The organism is Roseateles sp. GW821-FHT09G03 (genome assembly GCF_059416045.1).
In genome coordinates this window covers 480254-496307 of record NZ_JBWKOK010000004.1, presented here as the reverse complement: position 1 = coordinate 496307, position 16054 = coordinate 480254, and the positions used below count along the sequence as shown (strand labels likewise).

At 70.2% G+C, this 16054-nt stretch carries 18 protein-coding genes; 11 read left to right on the top strand and 7 right to left on the bottom strand.

Annotated features, from left to right (window positions below; all coding sequences use genetic code 11):
* The first annotated feature begins 45 nt into the window (after nucleotides 1-45).
* The 4 genes from AC07OZ_RS17840 to AC07OZ_RS17825 are packed head-to-tail and all read left to right on the top strand — an operon-like array spanning nucleotide 46 to nucleotide 4029.
* The gene (locus AC07OZ_RS17840; RefSeq protein ID WP_495468551.1) at nucleotides 46-885 is read left to right on the top strand and encodes a putative selenate ABC transporter substrate-binding protein; all 840 of its coding nucleotides are present in this window, start codon (nucleotides 46-48) and stop codon (nucleotides 883-885) included.
* 15 nt (nucleotides 886-900) lie between these two features.
* Nucleotides 901-1716, top strand: a complete 816-nt coding sequence (locus AC07OZ_RS17835; protein ID WP_495468424.1) for a phosphonate ABC transporter ATP-binding protein — start codon at nucleotides 901-903, stop codon at nucleotides 1714-1716.
* A complete protein-coding gene (gene phnE / locus AC07OZ_RS17830; RefSeq protein WP_495468423.1) occupies nucleotides 1713-3428 on the top strand; it encodes a phosphonate ABC transporter, permease protein PhnE in 1716 nt (571 codons plus the stop codon). Before AC07OZ_RS17835 ends, phnE begins: the two co-directional genes overlap by 4 nt.
* 22 nt (nucleotides 3429-3450) lie before the next feature.
* Nucleotides 3451-4029 (top strand): nitroreductase family protein, encoded by a 579-nt coding sequence (locus AC07OZ_RS17825; protein ID WP_495468422.1) that lies wholly within the window; start codon nucleotides 3451-3453, stop codon nucleotides 4027-4029.
* A 12-nt stretch (nucleotides 4030-4041) separates the two neighbouring features.
* On the opposite strand, the gene AC07OZ_RS17820 is transcribed toward AC07OZ_RS17825, so the two are convergent.
* Complete coding sequence (locus AC07OZ_RS17820) at nucleotides 4042-4470, bottom strand: CBS domain-containing protein (protein ID WP_495468421.1); 429 nt, start codon at nucleotides 4468-4470, stop codon at nucleotides 4042-4044.
* A 149-nt stretch (nucleotides 4471-4619) separates the two neighbouring features.
* Nucleotides 4620-5150, bottom strand: coding sequence for an Mpo1 family 2-hydroxy fatty acid dioxygenase (locus tag AC07OZ_RS17815; RefSeq protein WP_495468420.1), 531 nt, complete (start codon nucleotides 5148-5150; stop codon nucleotides 4620-4622).
* A gap of 187 nt (nucleotides 5151-5337) precedes the next feature.
* Here AC07OZ_RS17815 and AC07OZ_RS17810 point away from each other — a divergent pair, with 187 nt between their 5' ends.
* The gene (locus AC07OZ_RS17810) at nucleotides 5338-6096 is read left to right on the top strand and encodes a YceI family protein (protein WP_495468419.1); all 759 of its coding nucleotides are present in this window, start codon (nucleotides 5338-5340) and stop codon (nucleotides 6094-6096) included.
* Nucleotides 6097-6271: 175 nt separating this feature from the next.
* On the opposite strand, the gene AC07OZ_RS17805 is transcribed toward AC07OZ_RS17810, so the two are convergent.
* Genes AC07OZ_RS17805 through moaA form a run of 3 tightly spaced genes read right to left on the bottom strand, consistent with a single transcriptional unit; the run spans nucleotide 6272 to nucleotide 8641 of the window.
* Entirely contained in the window at nucleotides 6272-6844 is a 573-nt protein-coding gene (locus AC07OZ_RS17805) for a GNAT family N-acetyltransferase (protein ID WP_495468418.1), read from the bottom strand.
* Nucleotides 6819-7493 carry a molybdenum cofactor guanylyltransferase MobA gene (mobA, locus tag AC07OZ_RS17800; protein WP_495468417.1) on the bottom strand — a complete coding sequence of 225 codons (675 nt, stop codon included), beginning with the start codon at nucleotides 7491-7493 and terminating at the stop codon, nucleotides 6819-6821. The genes AC07OZ_RS17805 and mobA overlap by 26 nt, the downstream gene beginning before the upstream one ends.
* Nucleotides 7493-8641, bottom strand: a complete 1149-nt coding sequence (gene moaA, locus AC07OZ_RS17795) for a GTP 3',8-cyclase MoaA (protein WP_495468416.1) — start codon at nucleotides 8639-8641, stop codon at nucleotides 7493-7495. The genes mobA and moaA overlap by 1 nt, the downstream gene beginning before the upstream one ends.
* A gap of 169 nt (nucleotides 8642-8810) precedes the next feature.
* Between moaA and AC07OZ_RS17790 the strand changes: the two genes are divergently transcribed.
* Entirely contained in the window at nucleotides 8811-9773 is a 963-nt protein-coding gene (locus AC07OZ_RS17790) for a carbohydrate kinase family protein (protein ID WP_495468415.1), read from the top strand.
* Here AC07OZ_RS17790 and AC07OZ_RS17785 read toward each other — a convergent pair.
* On the bottom strand, nucleotides 9751-10977 hold the full coding sequence (locus AC07OZ_RS17785) for a multidrug effflux MFS transporter (protein WP_495468414.1): 1227 nt from the start codon (nucleotides 10975-10977) through the stop codon (nucleotides 9751-9753). The genes AC07OZ_RS17790 and AC07OZ_RS17785 overlap by 23 nt on opposite strands.
* Before the next feature lie 162 nt (nucleotides 10978-11139).
* On the bottom strand, nucleotides 11140-11751 hold the full coding sequence (locus AC07OZ_RS17780) for a phenylacetic acid degradation protein PaaY (protein ID WP_495468413.1): 612 nt from the start codon (nucleotides 11749-11751) through the stop codon (nucleotides 11140-11142).
* 162 nt (nucleotides 11752-11913) lie between these two features.
* Between AC07OZ_RS17780 and AC07OZ_RS17775 the strand changes: the two genes are divergently transcribed.
* From AC07OZ_RS17775 to paaB, 5 genes are all read left to right on the top strand, one after another.
* Nucleotides 11914-12777, top strand: coding sequence for an enoyl-CoA hydratase-related protein (locus AC07OZ_RS17775; protein ID WP_495468412.1), 864 nt, complete (start codon nucleotides 11914-11916; stop codon nucleotides 12775-12777).
* Complete coding sequence (gene paaI, locus AC07OZ_RS17770; protein WP_495468411.1) at nucleotides 12777-13244, top strand: hydroxyphenylacetyl-CoA thioesterase PaaI; 468 nt, start codon at nucleotides 12777-12779, stop codon at nucleotides 13242-13244. Before AC07OZ_RS17775 ends, paaI begins: the two co-directional genes overlap by 1 nt.
* 47 nt (nucleotides 13245-13291) lie before the next feature.
* Nucleotides 13292-14602 carry a phenylacetate--CoA ligase PaaK gene (paaK, locus tag AC07OZ_RS17765; protein ID WP_495468410.1) on the top strand — a complete coding sequence of 437 codons (1311 nt, stop codon included), beginning with the start codon at nucleotides 13292-13294 and terminating at the stop codon, nucleotides 14600-14602.
* A gap of 79 nt (nucleotides 14603-14681) precedes the next feature.
* Nucleotides 14682-15683, top strand: a complete 1002-nt coding sequence (gene paaA / locus AC07OZ_RS17760; RefSeq protein WP_495468409.1) for a 1,2-phenylacetyl-CoA epoxidase subunit PaaA — start codon at nucleotides 14682-14684, stop codon at nucleotides 15681-15683.
* A 61-nt stretch (nucleotides 15684-15744) separates the two neighbouring features.
* The gene (paaB, locus tag AC07OZ_RS17755) at nucleotides 15745-16050 is read left to right on the top strand and encodes a 1,2-phenylacetyl-CoA epoxidase subunit PaaB (RefSeq protein ID WP_495468408.1); all 306 of its coding nucleotides are present in this window, start codon (nucleotides 15745-15747) and stop codon (nucleotides 16048-16050) included.
* The last annotated feature ends 4 nt before the right edge of the window (nucleotides 16051-16054 follow it).

The window sequence follows — 16054 nt, the reverse complement described above, 5'->3', positions numbered from 1 at the left end:
CCAGTGATGCGGTCGCTCGCCGTCGCGGTGTGGGTGGTGGCGCTCATGGCGGCGCTTCTGGCGGCGGGCGCTGCCGGACCCGCGCGGGCGCAGACGCCGGAGGTCCTGCGCGTGACCATCGTTCCCGGCGAGTCGCCCACCGAGATCACCCGCAAGTTCGCGCCGCTCGGCCTCTACCTGGAGAAGGAACTCGGCATGAGGATCGTGTGGACGCCGATCGCCGATTACGCGGCCGTCGTCGACGCGATGGTCGACAAGCGGGTCGATCTCGCGGTGCTCGGCGGCTTCACGCTCCTGCTGGCCAATGAGCGTTCAGGCGGCCGGATCATCCCGCTGGTCCAGCGCGAGGAGGACGAGAAGTTCCGCTCCGTCTTCATCACCCGGGCCGGCTCGGGCATCGCGCGGCTCGAGGACCTGAAGGGGAAGACCTTCAGCTTCGGCCCGGCCTTGTCCACGTCGGGGCACCTGATGCCGCGCGCCTTCCTGTTGCGGGCGAATGTCCGGCCCGATGCGGACTTCCGGCAGGTCTTCTTCACCGGCGCGCATGACGCCACCGTCGCCGCCGTGGCCTCGGGCAAGGCCGATGCCGGTGCGTTGAACATCCATGTCTGGGAGCGGCTTGTCGTCGGCGGGCGGGTCGACGCCTCGGCGGTCCACGTGTTCTTCACCACGCCGCCCTACAACGACGCCAGCTGGAGTGTTCAGGCCGACATGCCGCGGGCGACCCGTGACGCGATCAGGGCCGCGTTCCTGAAGCTCAACGCGTCGACGCCGGAAGGGCGGGAGATCCTCGAACTCCAGAGCGCGACGCGGTATGTGCCGTCGCGGATGGAGAACTACCAGCGCCTCAAGGCCGCGGCCGAGAATGCCGGCCTGTTGAAATGAACCGGGGCGATCGCGATGCGTCTGCTGGAACTGGATGACCTGCATCTGCGAGCCGGGGCTCGCACGCTGATCGAGCCGCTGACGCTGCGCATCGAGACTGGCGAGCAGGTCGCGCTGATCGGCGCGTCGGGGGCGGGCAAGACCTCGCTGCTGCACGCGATGGCGCTGGCGCTGGCGCCGGTCGCGGGGACTTTGCGGCTCGCGGGCGAGGACGCCTGGCGCCTGTCGTCGCGCGATCGCCACTGGCTGCGTCGCGAGTTGATGCTGGCGCCCCAGCATCCGCCGCTGCCGCCGCGGCAGCGCGTGGTCACTGCGGTGCTGGCCGGGCAATTGCCCGGCGCGTCGATGGCGCAGACGCTGCGCATGCTGTTCAGCCCGACCGAGGCACAGGCGCGGCTCGCCTTCGACGCGCTGGACCGGTTGGAACTGGGGGACCGGCTCTGGTCGCGCGTCGATCAGCTCTCGGGCGGCGAGCGCCAGCGCGTCGCGGTCGCGCGGCTGCTGGTGTCGAAGGCGCGGCTCTGGCTCGCCGACGAGCCGCTGTCGGCGCTGGACCCGCAGCGCGCGCAGCGCGTGCTCGAGGTCCTGCGCGACACGGCCCGCACGCAGGACCGCACGCTGGTCTGCAGCCTGCACCAGGTCGATCTGGCCTGCCGGGTGTTTCCGCGCGTGATCGCGTTGCGCGAAGGACGTCTCGTCTACGACGGTCCGCCGCGGGACCTCGGCGCACGACAGCTCGATGAGATCTACGCGGATCTGCTGAACGAGCCGCCGATGGCGGCGGAGGACACCGTGCTGCCGGCATCGGTGCCTCAGGCGATGTGTCGATGAGCGCGGATCGCCCGCACGGCTGGAACGGCACGAGCGGCACGAGCGGCACGAGCGGCTCCGCCGTGGCCGTCGGTCTCTCCACGGCGGCCATCGCCGCCCCGTGGCGCCGCGATCCGGCCGCCGCACGTCGTCTCGGTCTGGCCGTCGCGTTGCTCGTGCTGCTGTGGCCGCTGCTGGTCTGGTGCGAGTTCCGGCCGTGGGAGTTGCTCGACCCGCGCAGCCTGCGCGCGACGATGCGTTTCGGCGCCCAGTTCCTGACGCCGCGCGTCGATGGCGAATTCCTGACGATGATCGCGGTCGACACGTGGCGCACCGTGGCGATGGCGACGGTGGGGCTGGCGCTCGCCTGGGTGATCGCGGTGCCGATGGCGCTGCTGGCGACGGCGCGGCTGTCGGTGTCCGCGGTCGCCGGCCGCATGGGCCCGGTGCCGGCGGCGCTGCGCGGGATCGTGCGCCTGGTGTTGATCGTGCTGCGCTCGGTGCCGGAGCTGGTCTGGGCGCTGATGCTGGTCCGCGTGATCGGCCTCGGGCCCGGCGCGGGCGTGCTGGCGATCGCGCTGTCTTATGGCGGCATGCTCGGCAAGGTCTATGCCGAAATCCTCGAGAGCGCCGACGCCGCGCCGACGCAGGCGTTGCTGCGCGGCGGCGCCGGGCGGCTGCAGGCGCTGCTCTTCGGCACGCTGCCCGGCTGCGCCGACGAGCTCGTCAGCTACACCGTCTACCGCTGGGAATGCGCGATCCGGTCCTCGGTCGTGCTGGGCTTCGTCGGCGCCGGCGGGCTCGGCCAGCAACTGGACAACGCGACCAAGATGTTCGCCGGCGGCGAGGTCGCGACCATCCTGCTGGTGTTCATCGCGCTCGTGGCGATGGCGGACCGGGTCAGCGCGTGGCTGCGTCCCGCGCGCGAGGACGGGCAGGGCGCGGAAGCGCCGCGGCGCGCCGGCCGGCCGTCGGCTCGCTGGGGTGTGCGGGGCCTGCTGCTCGGGCTGCTGGCGCTCCTGATCGCGAGCTTCGTCACCTTGCCGCTGCGTTGGGGCGAACTGCTCGGCGCCGGCGCGCTCGCGCAGATGGGGCGTTTCATCGCGGAGTTCTTTCCGCCGCAATGGGCGCCGGCCTTCCTCGCGCGCGTCGGCCAGGGGGCGCTGGAAACGCTGGCGATGTCGGCGCTCGGCAGCGGACTGGCAGCGGTGGCCGGGCTCGCGATCGCGCTGCTGGCCAGCCGGCCGCCGGGCCTGCTGCGCTGGGGCTCGCGCCTGTTGCTGAACGCGCTGCGCAGCGTGCCGGAACTGGTCTGGGCGGCCATCCTGCTGGTCGCCGCCGGCCTGGGTCCGATGCCGGGCACGCTCGCGCTGGCCTTGCACACGACGGGCGTGCTCGGCCGCCTGATGGCGGAGGCGCTCGAGAACGCGCCGCCGCAGACCGCCCAGGCCCTGCGCTGGGCGGGGGCCTCGCGCTGGCAGGTGTTCGCGTTCGCGACCTTGCCGCAGGCGGCGCCGCAACTGCTCAGCTACACGCTGTACCGGTGGGAGAACAACATCCGCGCCGCGACGGTGCTGGGCGTGGTCGGCGCCGGCGGCCTCGGGCAGATGCTGAGCCTGCACCTCAGCCTGTTCCAGATGCGCGAGACTTGCACCGTGCTGCTGGCGATGCTGGCGCTGGTGATGCTGGTCGACGCCTGCTCCTATGCGGCGCGCCGGAAGTTGAATCGTTGAAGAGCCATTGAAGAGAACCGCCATGAACGACGAAGCCCTGAAGCTGCTGCTGACGCGTGCTTCGGTCGGGCCGAAGTACCTGATCGAACCCGGACCCGACGACGAGCATCTGCGCCTGATGGTCGAGGCCGCGCTGCATGCGCCGGACCATGCGGGGCTTGTGCCTTTCCGGTTCAAGGTCGTGCGCGGCGAGGCGAAACGTTCGATGGCGACGCTCTTCGCCGACGCTGCCCGCCGCGCGGGCAAGGACGCCGCCGGCCTCGCGATGGACGAGGAACGCGCGCTACGGCCGCCGGTGACGGTGGCCGTGGTGGCCCGGCTGGACATGGGCCATCCCCAGGTGCCGGCGCACGAGCAGTGGGCCTGCGTGGGCGGGGCGCTGACGAACTTCCTGAACGCCGCGCAGGCGCTCGGTTTCGGCGGCAAGATGCTCAGCGGAGCGAAGGCGCGCGATCCGGGATTGATCGCCGCGTTCTGCGAGCCGGGCGAGACGCTGCTCGGCTGGATCGCGATGGGCACGCCCGCGCCGTCGGACAAACCACCCAAGGCGCGCGCGGCGAAAGAGGGCGCCGACCGCGCGCTGCAGTTCTGGGGTGGCTAGGGCAGCGAGCCTTTAGCCGTAGATGTAGCTTTGGAGCTGGGCGATCGTGAGTTCATCGTCGGCAATGATGTTGTCCATCAAGTCTCTGATCGACAGCATGCCGACGACGGTCGCACCCTCGACCACCGGGAGGTGGCGGATCTTGCGCTGGCTCATCAGGCTCATGCACTCGCGGCACTCGGTGTTCGGCTTCACGACGAACACGTTGGGCGTCATGACCTCCTTGACCTGGGTGCTGCGCGAATCGCGGCCCTGCAGCGCGATCTTGCGGGTGTAGTCGCGCTCCGAGAAGATGCCGAGCAGCCGCTCGCCCTCCATCACCAGCAGCGCGCCGACGTCATGCTGCGCGAGCAGATGCAGCGCATCGAACACCGTCGCTTCCGGCGTGATGCGCCAGACGCTCGGGCCGCGGTTCTTCAAGAGTTCGGACACCGGTTTCATGGGGCCTCCTGGCGACATCCTGGCTTGGATCTGGCGAACCGCTGAGGGATTCGGACGCCCCAAGATAAGCGCCTTGGCGGCGCACCGCAAGCCCCATCAAGACCCGACCCCCAAAGGAGCGAGGTCGTGATGCCCTGATGCCGCGTGGCTCAGGCGGGGTGGGTCAAGTCGCGCAGATGGGTGGGACCGGCGCGGCGTTCGATCTCTGCGAGCAGGTCGCGGCCCCAGCCCATCGCGAAGAGCGCTTCGCCGACGACGAACATCGGCCCGACCAGCAGGCCGATCAGGTCGTCGACGAAGGCGGGTTTGCGGCCTTCGTAATAGTGACCGATGAACTGGATGATCCATCCGACGAGGAAGCTGCCCAGGCCCCAGGCGAGCCAGCCGCCGAGGGAGCCCGCCGCCAGCGGATGCGCCAGCGCCATGAGCACCGCGTTGACGATCGCGGTGGACAGGCCCAGCACGAAGTTGCCGCGGGTCAGGTACCAGATGGTGGCGGCGCCCCAGACCACCCAGGCGGCGGAGACGGTCCAGTCGGCGACGTGGAATTGCGCCCGCGCCAGCAGCACGCCGATCGCGAAGACGATCAGCGGAATGCCGACGAAGTGCGTGGCGATGTTGCGGCGGTCGCGGTGGTAGGCGGCGTACTGCGCCATCAGGTCGTTGGCTTGGCGTGCCATGGCAGTCCTCCGTGCGAGGTGTCGTCGTGATGTCGCAATGCTAGTGCGACCAGCTTGTTTGTGCCGTTCAGAATGCAAGTCTGACCACTCTTGGTTTACCCCTATGCAAGTGTTGACGCGGGCAAGCGAGGTGCCTCCGGTTCTGCGGACCCGGTGGGCAAGGGGGGCGACCGTCGCGGCGATCGCCGTGGCGGCGCTGTCGGTCGCGGGATGCGGCAGTGCACCAATCGCGGCGAAGGCGGATGCGGCGACGGCCAGCGGCCCGCCCGCCGCGTCGGCGGCATCGGGCTCGACGCCGGGCGTCGAACCCCCACCGTCGTCGTGTCCCGCCTGGCTCGCGGCGCAGCAGCGCGGCGAAGGGCGGCTCTATCGCGTCGACGCGGCGGGGTCTCAGGTCCGCATCCACGTCTTCCGCGCCGGCCGGCTCGCCAAGGTCGGGCACAACCACGTGCTCGGCGTCGAGCGGCTCGACGGCCAGGTCTTCGTTCCCTCGGACGGGATCGCGGACGCCGGCGTGGAGTTGGCTTTCCGCCTCGACGACATCGGCATCGACAAGCCCGAATGGCGCGCCGGCCTCGGCCCCGAATTCGCCAGCGTGCCCACGGCCTCCGACGTCGCCGGCACCCGCACCAACATGCTCCGCGCCATCGACGGCGAACGCTTCCCGGCGATCTCGATGCGGAGCTCGGCGGTGGGAGGGGCGTTCCCCGTCCTGGCGGTCAAGCTCGCGGTGCGGTGGCACGGGCAGGTCCGCGAGATCGACGTGCCCGTGCGGGTCGTCCGGCCTTCAGGGGATGCGCCGCTGCGCGCCCAAGGCGCGCTCGTCCTGCGGCAGAGCGAGTTCGGGATCACGCCGTTCTCCGTCTTCGGGGGGCTGCTCGCCATCCAGGATGAACTGACGGTCGACGTCGATGTGGCGGCGCGGCCGGCGGCGGCCTGCGATTGATACCGCCGGCGCCTGATGCCGCTTGCGATTGACGCCGCCTGCGGGAGGCCGGGCGCGGGCACTCCACGCAGCAGGGGGCATCCCTCCGGGAACCCCCCGCAGCATTCCGGCCCCAGTGAGGCTCGCTGCGATCGGGCCTTGGGACTTTTGGTGTGCGGGCCTGGCTTTTTTTGGGTCAGGGGCGCAGGTCGAGACTCATCAGGTCCTTGGCGTAGTAACGGCCGTCGGACAGGCGGATGGCGCGGGGCAGGTGGCCGTAACGGGTGAAGCCCGCCTGCCGATACACCGTGATCGCGGCCTGGTTGCCGGCCGTCACGCTCAGCGTGACCGTCTCCAGGCGAGGCTCGCGGCGCAGCAGCGCCAGCGCCTGTTGCAACAGACGCTTGCCGATGCCGCGTCCGCGGAAACGGTCGTCCACCATCATCCCGATCAGGTGGGCGATGTGCTGCACCTTCCTGCGGTTCTCGTGCTCGCAGGTCAGCGCGCCGACCAACTCGTCGCCGCGCCATGCGCCCAGCGTGAACAGCGACTTGCCGCCCGCCTGCGGATGCAGTCGCACGCGGTAGCTCGCAGCCTCGCGGGCGCGCTCCGTCTCCGCGTCGGACGTGAAGGCCTGTTCATGCCGCGTCAGCATCGCGTCGCGCAGCGCCTTGTAGGCGACCAGGTCGCGGTCGGTCAGCAAACGCAGCGTGATGGCGCCAGCGTGCGCGTCGACGTGCACGCTATCGGAGTCGTTCGAGTCGCTCAAGCTCGCTCCTGTCGTTGATGTTGGCGAAGGCGTGGTCGTCGTCCGGCCGGTCGAAGGCGACGCGCGCCAGCGGCAGGCCGGACAGCCAGCCCTCGACGCGGCGTTCGCCCGCGCGCAGCGCGGCATCGAGCGAGGCCCGGTGGCTCGCGTGGATCAGGCTCGCGAGTGGCTGGCTGCGCAGGTGCTCGCCCGGGGCCTCGCGACCGAGCGCCATGGCGGCCGTCTTGTCGGGGCCGAGGCCGGCAGCAAGACGGGCGAGAAGGTCCTCGGGCAGCCAGGGGCTGTCGCCGCTGACCACGAGCAGCCAGTCGTCGCCGGCCGGGGCGGCGGCAGACGCCGCAGAGGGGAATGCTGTCGTCGACGACGTGGCGGCGGAGGTGATGTCGGTGATCGCCTCGAGACCGGCAAGGATCCCGGCGAGCGGTCCGGGGAAGTCTGGCAGCGTGTCCTCGAGGACGGGATGTCCGAGGCGGCGGTACTCGTCGAGGTGGCGGTTGGCGCTGATGAGCACGCGGCCGCCGGTCTGCGGGGCGACGCGGTCGAGCACATGCTCGACGAGGGGCCGGCCCCGGAAGGGCTGGAGCGGCTTGTCGACGCCGCCCATGCGCGTGGCGCGCCCGCCGCAGAGGAGGAGCGCGGTGGCGCGCATCAGCCGCCGATGTAGTGCATCTCGACGCGGCGCGCCGGGCCGGATTCCGTGGCCGCGGGCAGGCTGGCGCGGAGTTCCGAGTAGCGGTCGTTGCGCCGTGTCCAGAGCGCGCCGAGCGCGGCGGCGATTTCGTCGTCGGTGCGCGCGTCGTGGGTGGCGTCGCCGCGCAGCAGCGCGCGCAGGTCGTGGCCGTCGCCGGCGAAGAGGCAGGTGTAGAGCCGTCCTTCAGTCGAGAGACGCGCGCGGTTGCAGTCGCCGCAGAAGGCCTGCGTGACGCTGGAGATGAGGCCGATCTCGCCGCTGCCGTCGGCGTAGCCCCAGCGGGAGGCGGTCTCGCCTTCGGACGTGGGCGCGAGGGGGACGAGGTCGGCGCGCAGTTCGGCGTCTTCGCGCAGGCGGGCGAGGACCTCGGCGGACGGCAGGACTTCGTCCATGCGCCAGCCGTTGCTCATGCCGACGTCCATGTATTCGATGAAGCGGAGCACGACGCCGGTGCCGCGGAAGTGGCGCGCCATGGGGACGATCTGGTCGTCGTTGGTGCCGCGCTTGACGACCATGTTGACCTTGATCGGCGCCAGGCCTGCGGCGTGCGCGGCCTCGATGCCGCGCAGCACGTCGGCGACGGGGAAGTCCACGTCGTTCATGCGCCGGAAGATGGCGTCGTCGAGCGCGTCCAGACTGACGGTGACGCGGTTCAGGCCGGCGTCCTTGAGCGCCTGCGCCTTGCGGGCGAGCAGCGAGCCGTTGGTGGTGAGCGTGAGATCGAGCGGCAGGCCCTCGGGCGTGCGCAACGCGGCCAACTGGGCGATCAGCGCCTCGAGGTTGCGGCGCAGCAGCGGTTCGCCGCCGGTCAGGCGCAGCTTCTGGACGCCGAGCTGGGCGAAGACGCGGGCCAGGCGGGCGATTTCCTCGAAGGAGAGCAGGTCGCGGTGGGGGAGGAAGGCGTAGTCCTTGTCGAACACGTCCTTCGGCATGCAGTAGCTGCAGCGGAAGTTGCAGCGGTCGGTGACGGAGATCCGCAGGTCGCGCAGCGGCCGGCCACGCGCATCCAGCCACGGGCCGCTGCGGGGCGGCGGCAGCGGATGCGGCACGGGAGGCGTCCGCCCGATCTGGCGCAGATCGAGCAGCGGAATCACACCATCGGTCATGGACCGGATTGTGCCGCCGCCAGCCCGCCCGCGCCCGTGGAGGCCCTTCGGGGAGCAACTGTGCTCCTCCGCGAGGGGCGGGGTTGTGCGCCACACATCCGAAACGCCCGTCGTCACCCTGTAGGACCTGTCACTTGCACGACAGGGCCGGTGGGGGTCGAATCGCGGTATGAGCTTGACCCCCACGACCGTGGTCCATGCGGACCTGGCCAGCTTCGTCTCCTTCGGCGAAGCTCTCACCGACATGATCCGCGTCGGCCCCGACCACTGGCGCAGCCGCAGCGGCGGCTCGCCCTGGAACGTCGCGATCGCGATGTCGCGCCTGGGCCAGCTCAGCGCCTTCGCCGGCGGCATCAGCAAGGACGCGTTCGGCCAGGCGATCTGGCAGGCCAGCGCCGATGCCAGCCTGGACCTGCGCTTCATCCAGCAGTTCGCCAAGTCGCCGCTGGTGGCCTACGTCCACCAGGTCGATCCGCCCGAGTACGCCTTCGTCGGCGACGACAGCGCCGACCTGCACTTCCGCCCGCATGCCTTGCCCGCCGGCTGGCGCCGCGCGCTGCGCTGGGCCCACTTCGGATCGATCAGCCTGACGCGCGAACCGCTCGCGGCCCGCTTGATCGCGCTGGCCGAGTCCCTCAAGGACGAGGGCGTGCGCATCAGCTACGACCCGAACTACCGCATGTCCATGGACTCCCGCTACGACCGCACGCTCGAACGCATGTGCCGGCTGGCGGACGTCATCAAGGTCTCGGACGAAGACCTCCGCGGCCTGTTCCGCAGCCGCGACCACCACCTGGGACTGGCGCAGATCGCGGCCTGGAACCCGCGGGCGATCGTGATGCTGACGCTCGGCGAACGCGGCGCGCAGCTGTTCCATCCGAAGGCCGACCTCAGCGCCGCGCCGCCGCCGCTCGACCACGTCGTCGACACCATCGGCGCGGGCGACGCCGCCATGGCGGGGCTGCTCTACAGCCTGATGAACGGCGGCACGCAGGACCCCGAGGACCATCTGCGCTGGGCGGTGGCCGCCGGCGCGGCGGCCTGTGCCGGCGCAGGCGTGGACGGTCTGTCGTCGGGGCTGGTGAGCGGGCTGATCGACCGCGTGGAGATCAGGAAGGCCGAACTGGCCTGACCGTGCTCGCCGGGCTCGCCCGGCCCGCGATCCAGAAGGCCGTCTGACCGATCAGGCCGGCCGTGCACAGCGCCAGCGCCGCGGCCAGCGCCGGGTCCGCGCCCCAGCCGACCACCGAAGTGCAGATCGCGCCCACCCCCATCTGCGTGCATCCGTAGAGCCCCGAGGCGGAACCGGTGACCTTCGGATCGACGCTGATCGCCTGCGTCAACGCGATCGGTGCCGAGAGGCCGGAGCCCAGCGTGAACAGGAACATCGTCACCACGGTGCCCGCCACGGACAGCCGGTCCGCCAGCACGAGCCCCAGCAGCACGAACACGGCCACGACGCTGACGCCGTTCGCGGCGATCAGCAGCGGCCGCATCGGCACGCGGCGCAGCAGCCGGGTCGCCAGCACGCTGCCCATCCAGATCCCCGACACCAGCATCGCCAGGCACCAGCCGACGACCTGCGGCGGCTGGTGCAGGCGGTCGATGTAGATGAAGGGCGCGGCCGCGATGAAGGCGTACATCGCGGCCGTCGCGCACCCGCCGCCCACGCTGTAGCCGACGAACACCGGCGAGCGCAGCAGGCCGCCGTAGGCGCGCGCGAGTCCGCGCAGGTCCTGTGCCTGGGCGGGGCGGCCGGTTTCCGGCAACTGCCGCCAGGCGACCGTCATCGCGACGAGCCCGAGCACCGTCAGCAGGATCAGGATGCTGCGCCAGCCGAGCGCCGGCGCCATCGCCGCGCCGACGATGGGCGCGATGCCCGGCACGACGGTCACGATCAGGTTCATCGAGGCCAACCGGCTGGCGGCGTCCGACAGCGCCGAGGTGTCGCGCACGATCGTGCGCGCCAGGACCATGCCCGCGCATCCGCCGAGCGCCTGGAGCAGCCGCGCGCCTATCAGCCATTCGACGGTCGGTGCCAGGGCCGCGGCCGCGCCGGCCATCGTGTACAGGGACAGTCCGGCCAGCAGCACCGGCCGACGGCCGAAGCGGTCCGCAAGCGGCCCGTAGACCAGCTGGCCCACGGCCAGCCCGGCGATGTACAGGCCGATGGTCAGCTGCAGCGCATGCGGCGTGGCACCCAGCGCAGCCGCCGCCAGCGGCAGGGCCGGCACGAAGATGTGCATCGCCAGTGTGCTGCTGACCATGAACAAGGCCGGCAGCCACAGCGGTACCTCCGGGCGGGGCAGAGGCAACGGAGCGGCGGCGGACGTCATGGCGATCGATTCTTTCAGCCCGGCGCTCTCCCCGGGGACTCACGGGGGATCCCGCGTGCGAGCGACGCTCGCGTACTGCGTGCGCGGGCGCAGCTCGGCGCTGCATTTCGTCCCCGTTCCTTGCCTTGCCTTGCGGAGTCTCGAAACGTCGTGTCGTGGCGATCAGCCCTCGCCGTCGCGTTTCGTCGCGACGAGGGTCTTCGGCCCTCCTACCTGCAGGCGAGGGCGGTCGGCTTCCTCCTCGGACAGCGGGGTCACCTCGACCAGGCTCGCATGGCAGCGCCGCGCCAGGTCTTGATAGGTCTCGGTGCCGACGCGCTTCCAGCGGATCTCGTCGTCGGTCAGCGGGCGCATCACCTTCGCGGGCAGGCCCGCGATGAGCGACTTCTCCGGGAGCTTGAGCCCCGCGCGCACGAACGCGCAGGCCGCGACGATGCTGTACGCGCCGACCTCCGCCTCGTCCATCACCACGGCGTTCATGCCGACCAGCGCATCGTGCCGCACCACGCAGCCATGCAGCACCGCGCCGTGGCCGATGTGCCCGTTGGTCTCGACGACGGTGTCCGACTCCGGGAAGCCGTGGATCACGCAGGTGTCCTGCACGTTGGACCCCGCCATCAGCCGGATGCGCCCGAAGTCCCCCCTCAGCGAGGCGCAAGGCCCCACATAACAACCGGGACCCACGATCACGTCCCCGATCAGCACCGCCGTCGGGTGGACGTAGGCGCTCGGATGGACGACGGGCGACAGGCCGTCGATGGCATAGCAGGGCATGGAATGGCTCCTTTCTAGGTAGTAACCCCAGGTTTCCGGGCTTGTCTTGGCCGGCGATGGCTCGTAGTATCTACCGACCGGTCGGTAAATAGAAACCGATCAACAAAAGCTGCGGGACACCGCGAAAAGCTGAATCCATCGACGGCCGAGGAGACAAGCCGAATGAGCACCGCCACCACGACCCCATCCACCGCTGCCGAAGACAGTCCGCTGCTGATCAGCACCGAGGGCGCCGTCCGCGTCCTCACGCTGAACCGGCCGCAGGCGCTGAACGCGTTCACGACCGGCCTGCTCGGCCAGTTGCGCATCGCGCTCGACGAGGCGGCGCACGACGAGACCGTGCGGGCGGTGCTCATCACCGGTGCCGGCCGCGCGTTCTGCGCGGGCCAGGACCTGTCGGATCCCCACATCAAGCCGGAGTTCGACGAGCATGCTGGCGAGGTCGATGCCCACAAGAAGCCCAAGGCCAAGGACATCGGCAACCTGCTCGACCACTACTACATCCCGCTGGCGCTGCGCCTGCGCAGCATGCCGGTGCCGACCGTCTGCGCGGTCAACGGCGTGGCCGCGGGCGCGGGCGCGAACTTCGCGCTCGCCTGCGACCTCGTGCTGGCGGGCCAGTCGGCCTCCTTCATCCAGGCCTTCTCCAAGATCGGGCTGGTGCCCGATTGCGGCGGCACCTGGCTGCTGACGCGCCTCGTGGGCCGCGCCCGCGCGATGCAGCTGGCGCTGCTCGGCGACAAGCTGCCCGCGGCGGACGCGCAGGCCTGGGGCCTGATCGCGCGCTGCGTCGCCGATGCCGAGCTGCAGAGCGAGGCGATGGCCACCGCGCAGAAGCTCGCGAAGATGCCGACCAAGGCGCTGGTGCAGACGCGCGAGGCGCTCGATGCCTCGATGGACCTGGAGTTCGAGGACGCCCTCAAGCTCGAGGCCCGGCTGCAGAGCCAGCTCGGTTACGCGCACGATTACCTCGAGGGCGCCGCGGCCTTCCTGACCAAGCGTCAACCGACCTTCAAGGACCGTTGATGAGCGAGCCCCTGGATCCCCGTTTGGATGCACAGCGCGTGGCCGAAGCGGTCCGCGACACCATGTTCGCCAACGACCGCGCCTCGAAGGGCCTGGGCATGCGCATCGACGCCATCGGCCCCGGCACGGCGACGCTGTCGATGACGGTGCGCGAGGACATGCTCAACGGCTTCGACATCTGCCACGGCGGCTTCGTCACGACGCTGGCCGATTCGTGCTTCGCCTTCGCCTGCAACTCGCACAACGAGGTGACGGTGGCCTCGGGCTTCGCGATCGACATCGTCGCGCCGTCCCGGCTCGGCGACGTGCTGAGCGCGCGCGCCACCGAGATCTCGCTGGCCGGCCGCACCGGCGTCTACGACATCCGCATCACCAATCAACGCGACGAATTGATCGCGGTCTTCCGGGGACGTTCCTATCGCATCAAGGGCAAGCCCGTGGTGCCGGAACTGGCGGCCGCGCGCTGAGCGCGCCGGCTTCCCGGAACGACAGGACAGGTCAGGAGACACGACCCATGACGGTGAAGACTTTCAAGCCCGAAGACCTCGAGCCCATCGAGCGCGCCAGCCAGGACGAGCTGCGCGCGCTGCAGCTGCAGCGCCTGAAGTGGTCGCTCAAGCACGCCTACGAGAACGTGCCGCACTACAAGGCCGCGTTCGACGCGAAGGGCGTCCATCCGGACGATCTGAAGGAGCTGGCCGACCTGCGCCTGTTCCCGTTCACGACGAAGAAGGACCTGCGCGACAACTACCCGTTCGGCCTCTTCGCGGTGCCGCGCGAGCAGGTGGTGCGGGTGCACGCGTCGTCCGGCACCACCGGCAAGCCGACCGTCGTCGGCTACACGCAGCGTGACATCGACACCTGGGCCGACCTGGTCGCGCGATCGCTGCGCGCGGCGGGCACGCGCAAGGGCGACATCGTCCATATCGCCTACGGCTACGGCCTGTTCACCGGCGGCCTGGGCGCACATTACGGCGCCGAGCGGCTGGGCTGCACCGTCATCCCGATGTCGGGCGGCCAGACCGAGAAGCAGGTCCAGCTGATCCAGGACTTCAAGCCCGACGTCATCATGGTCACGCCGAGCTACATGCAGGTGATCGTCGAGGAGTTCGTGCGCCAGGGCCTGGACCCGCGCGCGTCCTCGCTGAAGACCGGCGTCTTCGGCGCCGAGCCCTGGACCGAGGCGATGCGCCGCGAGATCGAACAGAAGGCCGGCATCGACGCGGTCGACATCTACGGCCTGTCCGAGGTGATGGGGCCAGGTGTTGCCAGCGAATGCATCGAGACCAAGGACGGTCCGGTGATCTGGGAGGACCACTTCTATCCCGAGATCATCGACCCCGAAACCGGCGAGGTGCTGCCGGAAGGCTCGGAGGGAGAACTGGTGTTCACCTCGCTGAGCAAGGAGGCGCTGCCGGTGATCCGCTACCGCACACGCGACCTCACGCGCCTGCTGCCGCCGACGGCGCGCAGCATGCGGCGCATGGGCAAGATCGTCGGCCGCAGCGACGACATGCTGATCATCCGCGGCGTCAACCTGTTCCCGACGCAGATCGAGGAGCTGGTGCTCGCCGAGCCTGGCCTCTCGGGCCAGTACCAGATCGTCGTCAGCCGCGACGGCCACCTCGACGAGGTCGAGGTGCGCTGCGAGTTGTCCGCTGCAGGCGGTGGCGATGTGCAGGCGATGTCGAAGTCGCTGCAGCACCGCATCAAGACGCTGATCGGCGTGTCGACGCGTGTGACGGTTGGAGCGCCGGATTCGATTGAACGGACGCTGGTCGGAAAAGCCCGCCGCGTCGTGGACCAGAGACCGAAGAACTCGTAACCCGTCGGACGGCGATCCGACGGCCACGCGGCGGTGTCCCACAAGGACGCCGCTTCGAAGCAGGAAGCAAGGAGCATCCATGTACACGCAAGCCATGAGCGTCGGTCCGCAGGACCAGGCGACCAAGCTGCAGACCGCCGAAGAGCAGCAGCGCAACGAGGCCTTCGAGGCCCGCATCGATGCGGGCGACTTCATCGAGGCCAAGGACTGGATGCCGGAGCACTACCGCAAGACGCTGGTGCGCCAGATCAGCCAGCACGCGCATTCGGAGATCGTCGGCATGCTGCCGGAAGGCAACTGGATCACGCGCGCGCCGACGCTCAAGCGCAAGGCGATCCTGCTGGCCAAGGTGCAGGACGAGGGCGGGCACGGGCTCTACCTGTACTCCGCCGCCGAGACGCTGGGCACCAGCCGCGACCAGATGCTGGACGCGCTGCACACGGGCAAGGCCAAGTACAGCTCGATCTTCAACTACCCGACGCTGACCTGGGCCGACATCGGCGTGGTCGGCTGGCTGGTGGACGGCGCGGCGATCATGAACCAGGTGCCGCTGTGCCGCTGCTCCTACGGCCCGTATGCCCGCGCGATGATCCGCATCTGCCGCGAGGAGTCCTTCCACCAGCGCCAGGGCTACGAGAGCCTGCTGGTCATGATGCGCGAGGGCACGGCCGCGCAGAAGGCGATGGTCCAGGACGCGGTGAACCGCTGGTGGTGGCCGTCGCTGATGATGTTCGGTCCGGCGGACAAGGATTCGCCGAACTCCGAGCAGTCGATGCGCTGGGGCATCAAGCGCCTGACCAACGACGAGCTGCGCCAGAAGTTCGTCGATGCGACCGTGCCGCAGGCCGAACTGCTCGGCATCACGCTGCCGGACCCCGACCTGAAGTGGAACGCTGAACGCGACCACCACGACTTCGGCGCCATCGACTGGGCCGAGTTCTGGCGCGTCGTCGGCGGCAACGGGCCCTGCAACACCGAGCGCCTGGGCACCCGCGTCAAGGCGTGGGACGACGGCGCCTGGGTCCGCGACGCCGCGCTCGCCCACGCGAAGAAGCGCGCCACCGAAGCCAAGGCGGCTTGATCCCGGCGATCACCGATCGCGATCGCCGCCTCCGCCACGAACAGTTCAGAGCATCCGAATCATGAGCATCAACCAAGCGACCGGCGCCAACGAATGGCCCCTGTGGGAAGTCTTCGTCCGCAACAAGGCGGGCCTGGACCACAAGCATTGCGGCAGCCTGCATGCGCCGGACTCGAAGATGGCCTTGCAGATGGCCCGCGACGTCTACACCCGCCGCCAGGAAGGCGTGAGCATCTGGGTCGTGCCGTCGTCGGCGATCGTCGCGTCGGACCCGGGCGAGAAGTCCATGTACTTCGACCCGATGGAGGACAAGGTGTACCGCCACCCGACCTTCTATGACCTGCCCGAATCGCTGGACCACATGTGAGGAC

Bases quoted from the DNA above. Each gene is read 5' to 3' on its own strand.
- AC07OZ_RS17815 (WP_495468420.1), bottom strand. From the start codon at position 5,150: ATGGCACGCCAAGCCAACGACCTGATGGCGCAGTACGCCGCCTACCAC.
- AC07OZ_RS17820 (WP_495468421.1), bottom strand. From the start codon at position 4,470: ATGAAACCGGTGTCCGAACTCTTGAAGAACCGCGGCCCGAGCGTCTGG.
- mobA (WP_495468417.1), bottom strand. From the start codon at position 7,493: ATGCGCGCCACCGCGCTCCTCCTCTGCGGCGGGCGCGCCACGCGCATG.
- AC07OZ_RS17780 (WP_495468413.1), bottom strand. From the start codon at position 11,751: ATGCCCTGCTATGCCATCGACGGCCTGTCGCCCGTCGTCCATCCGAGC.
- AC07OZ_RS17825 (WP_495468422.1), top strand. From the start codon at position 3,451: ATGAACGACGAAGCCCTGAAGCTGCTGCTGACGCGTGCTTCGGTCGGG.
- AC07OZ_RS17790 (WP_495468415.1), top strand. From the start codon at position 8,811: ATGAGCTTGACCCCCACGACCGTGGTCCATGCGGACCTGGCCAGCTTC.
- paaI (WP_495468411.1), top strand. From the start codon at position 12,777: ATGAGCGAGCCCCTGGATCCCCGTTTGGATGCACAGCGCGTGGCCGAA.
- phnE (WP_495468423.1), top strand. From the start codon at position 1,713: ATGAGCGCGGATCGCCCGCACGGCTGGAACGGCACGAGCGGCACGAGC.
- AC07OZ_RS17785 (WP_495468414.1), bottom strand. From the start codon at position 10,977: ATGACGTCCGCCGCCGCTCCGTTGCCTCTGCCCCGCCCGGAGGTACCG.
- AC07OZ_RS17835 (WP_495468424.1), top strand. From the start codon at position 901: ATGCGTCTGCTGGAACTGGATGACCTGCATCTGCGAGCCGGGGCTCGC.
- paaA (WP_495468409.1), top strand. From the start codon at position 14,682: ATGTACACGCAAGCCATGAGCGTCGGTCCGCAGGACCAGGCGACCAAG.
- moaA (WP_495468416.1), bottom strand. From the start codon at position 8,641: ATGACCGATGGTGTGATTCCGCTGCTCGATCTGCGCCAGATCGGGCGG.
- AC07OZ_RS17775 (WP_495468412.1), top strand. From the start codon at position 11,914: ATGAGCACCGCCACCACGACCCCATCCACCGCTGCCGAAGACAGTCCG.
- AC07OZ_RS17840 (WP_495468551.1), top strand. From the start codon at position 46: ATGGCGGCGCTTCTGGCGGCGGGCGCTGCCGGACCCGCGCGGGCGCAG.
- paaK (WP_495468410.1), top strand. From the start codon at position 13,292: ATGACGGTGAAGACTTTCAAGCCCGAAGACCTCGAGCCCATCGAGCGC.
- paaB (WP_495468408.1), top strand. From the start codon at position 15,745: ATGAGCATCAACCAAGCGACCGGCGCCAACGAATGGCCCCTGTGGGAA.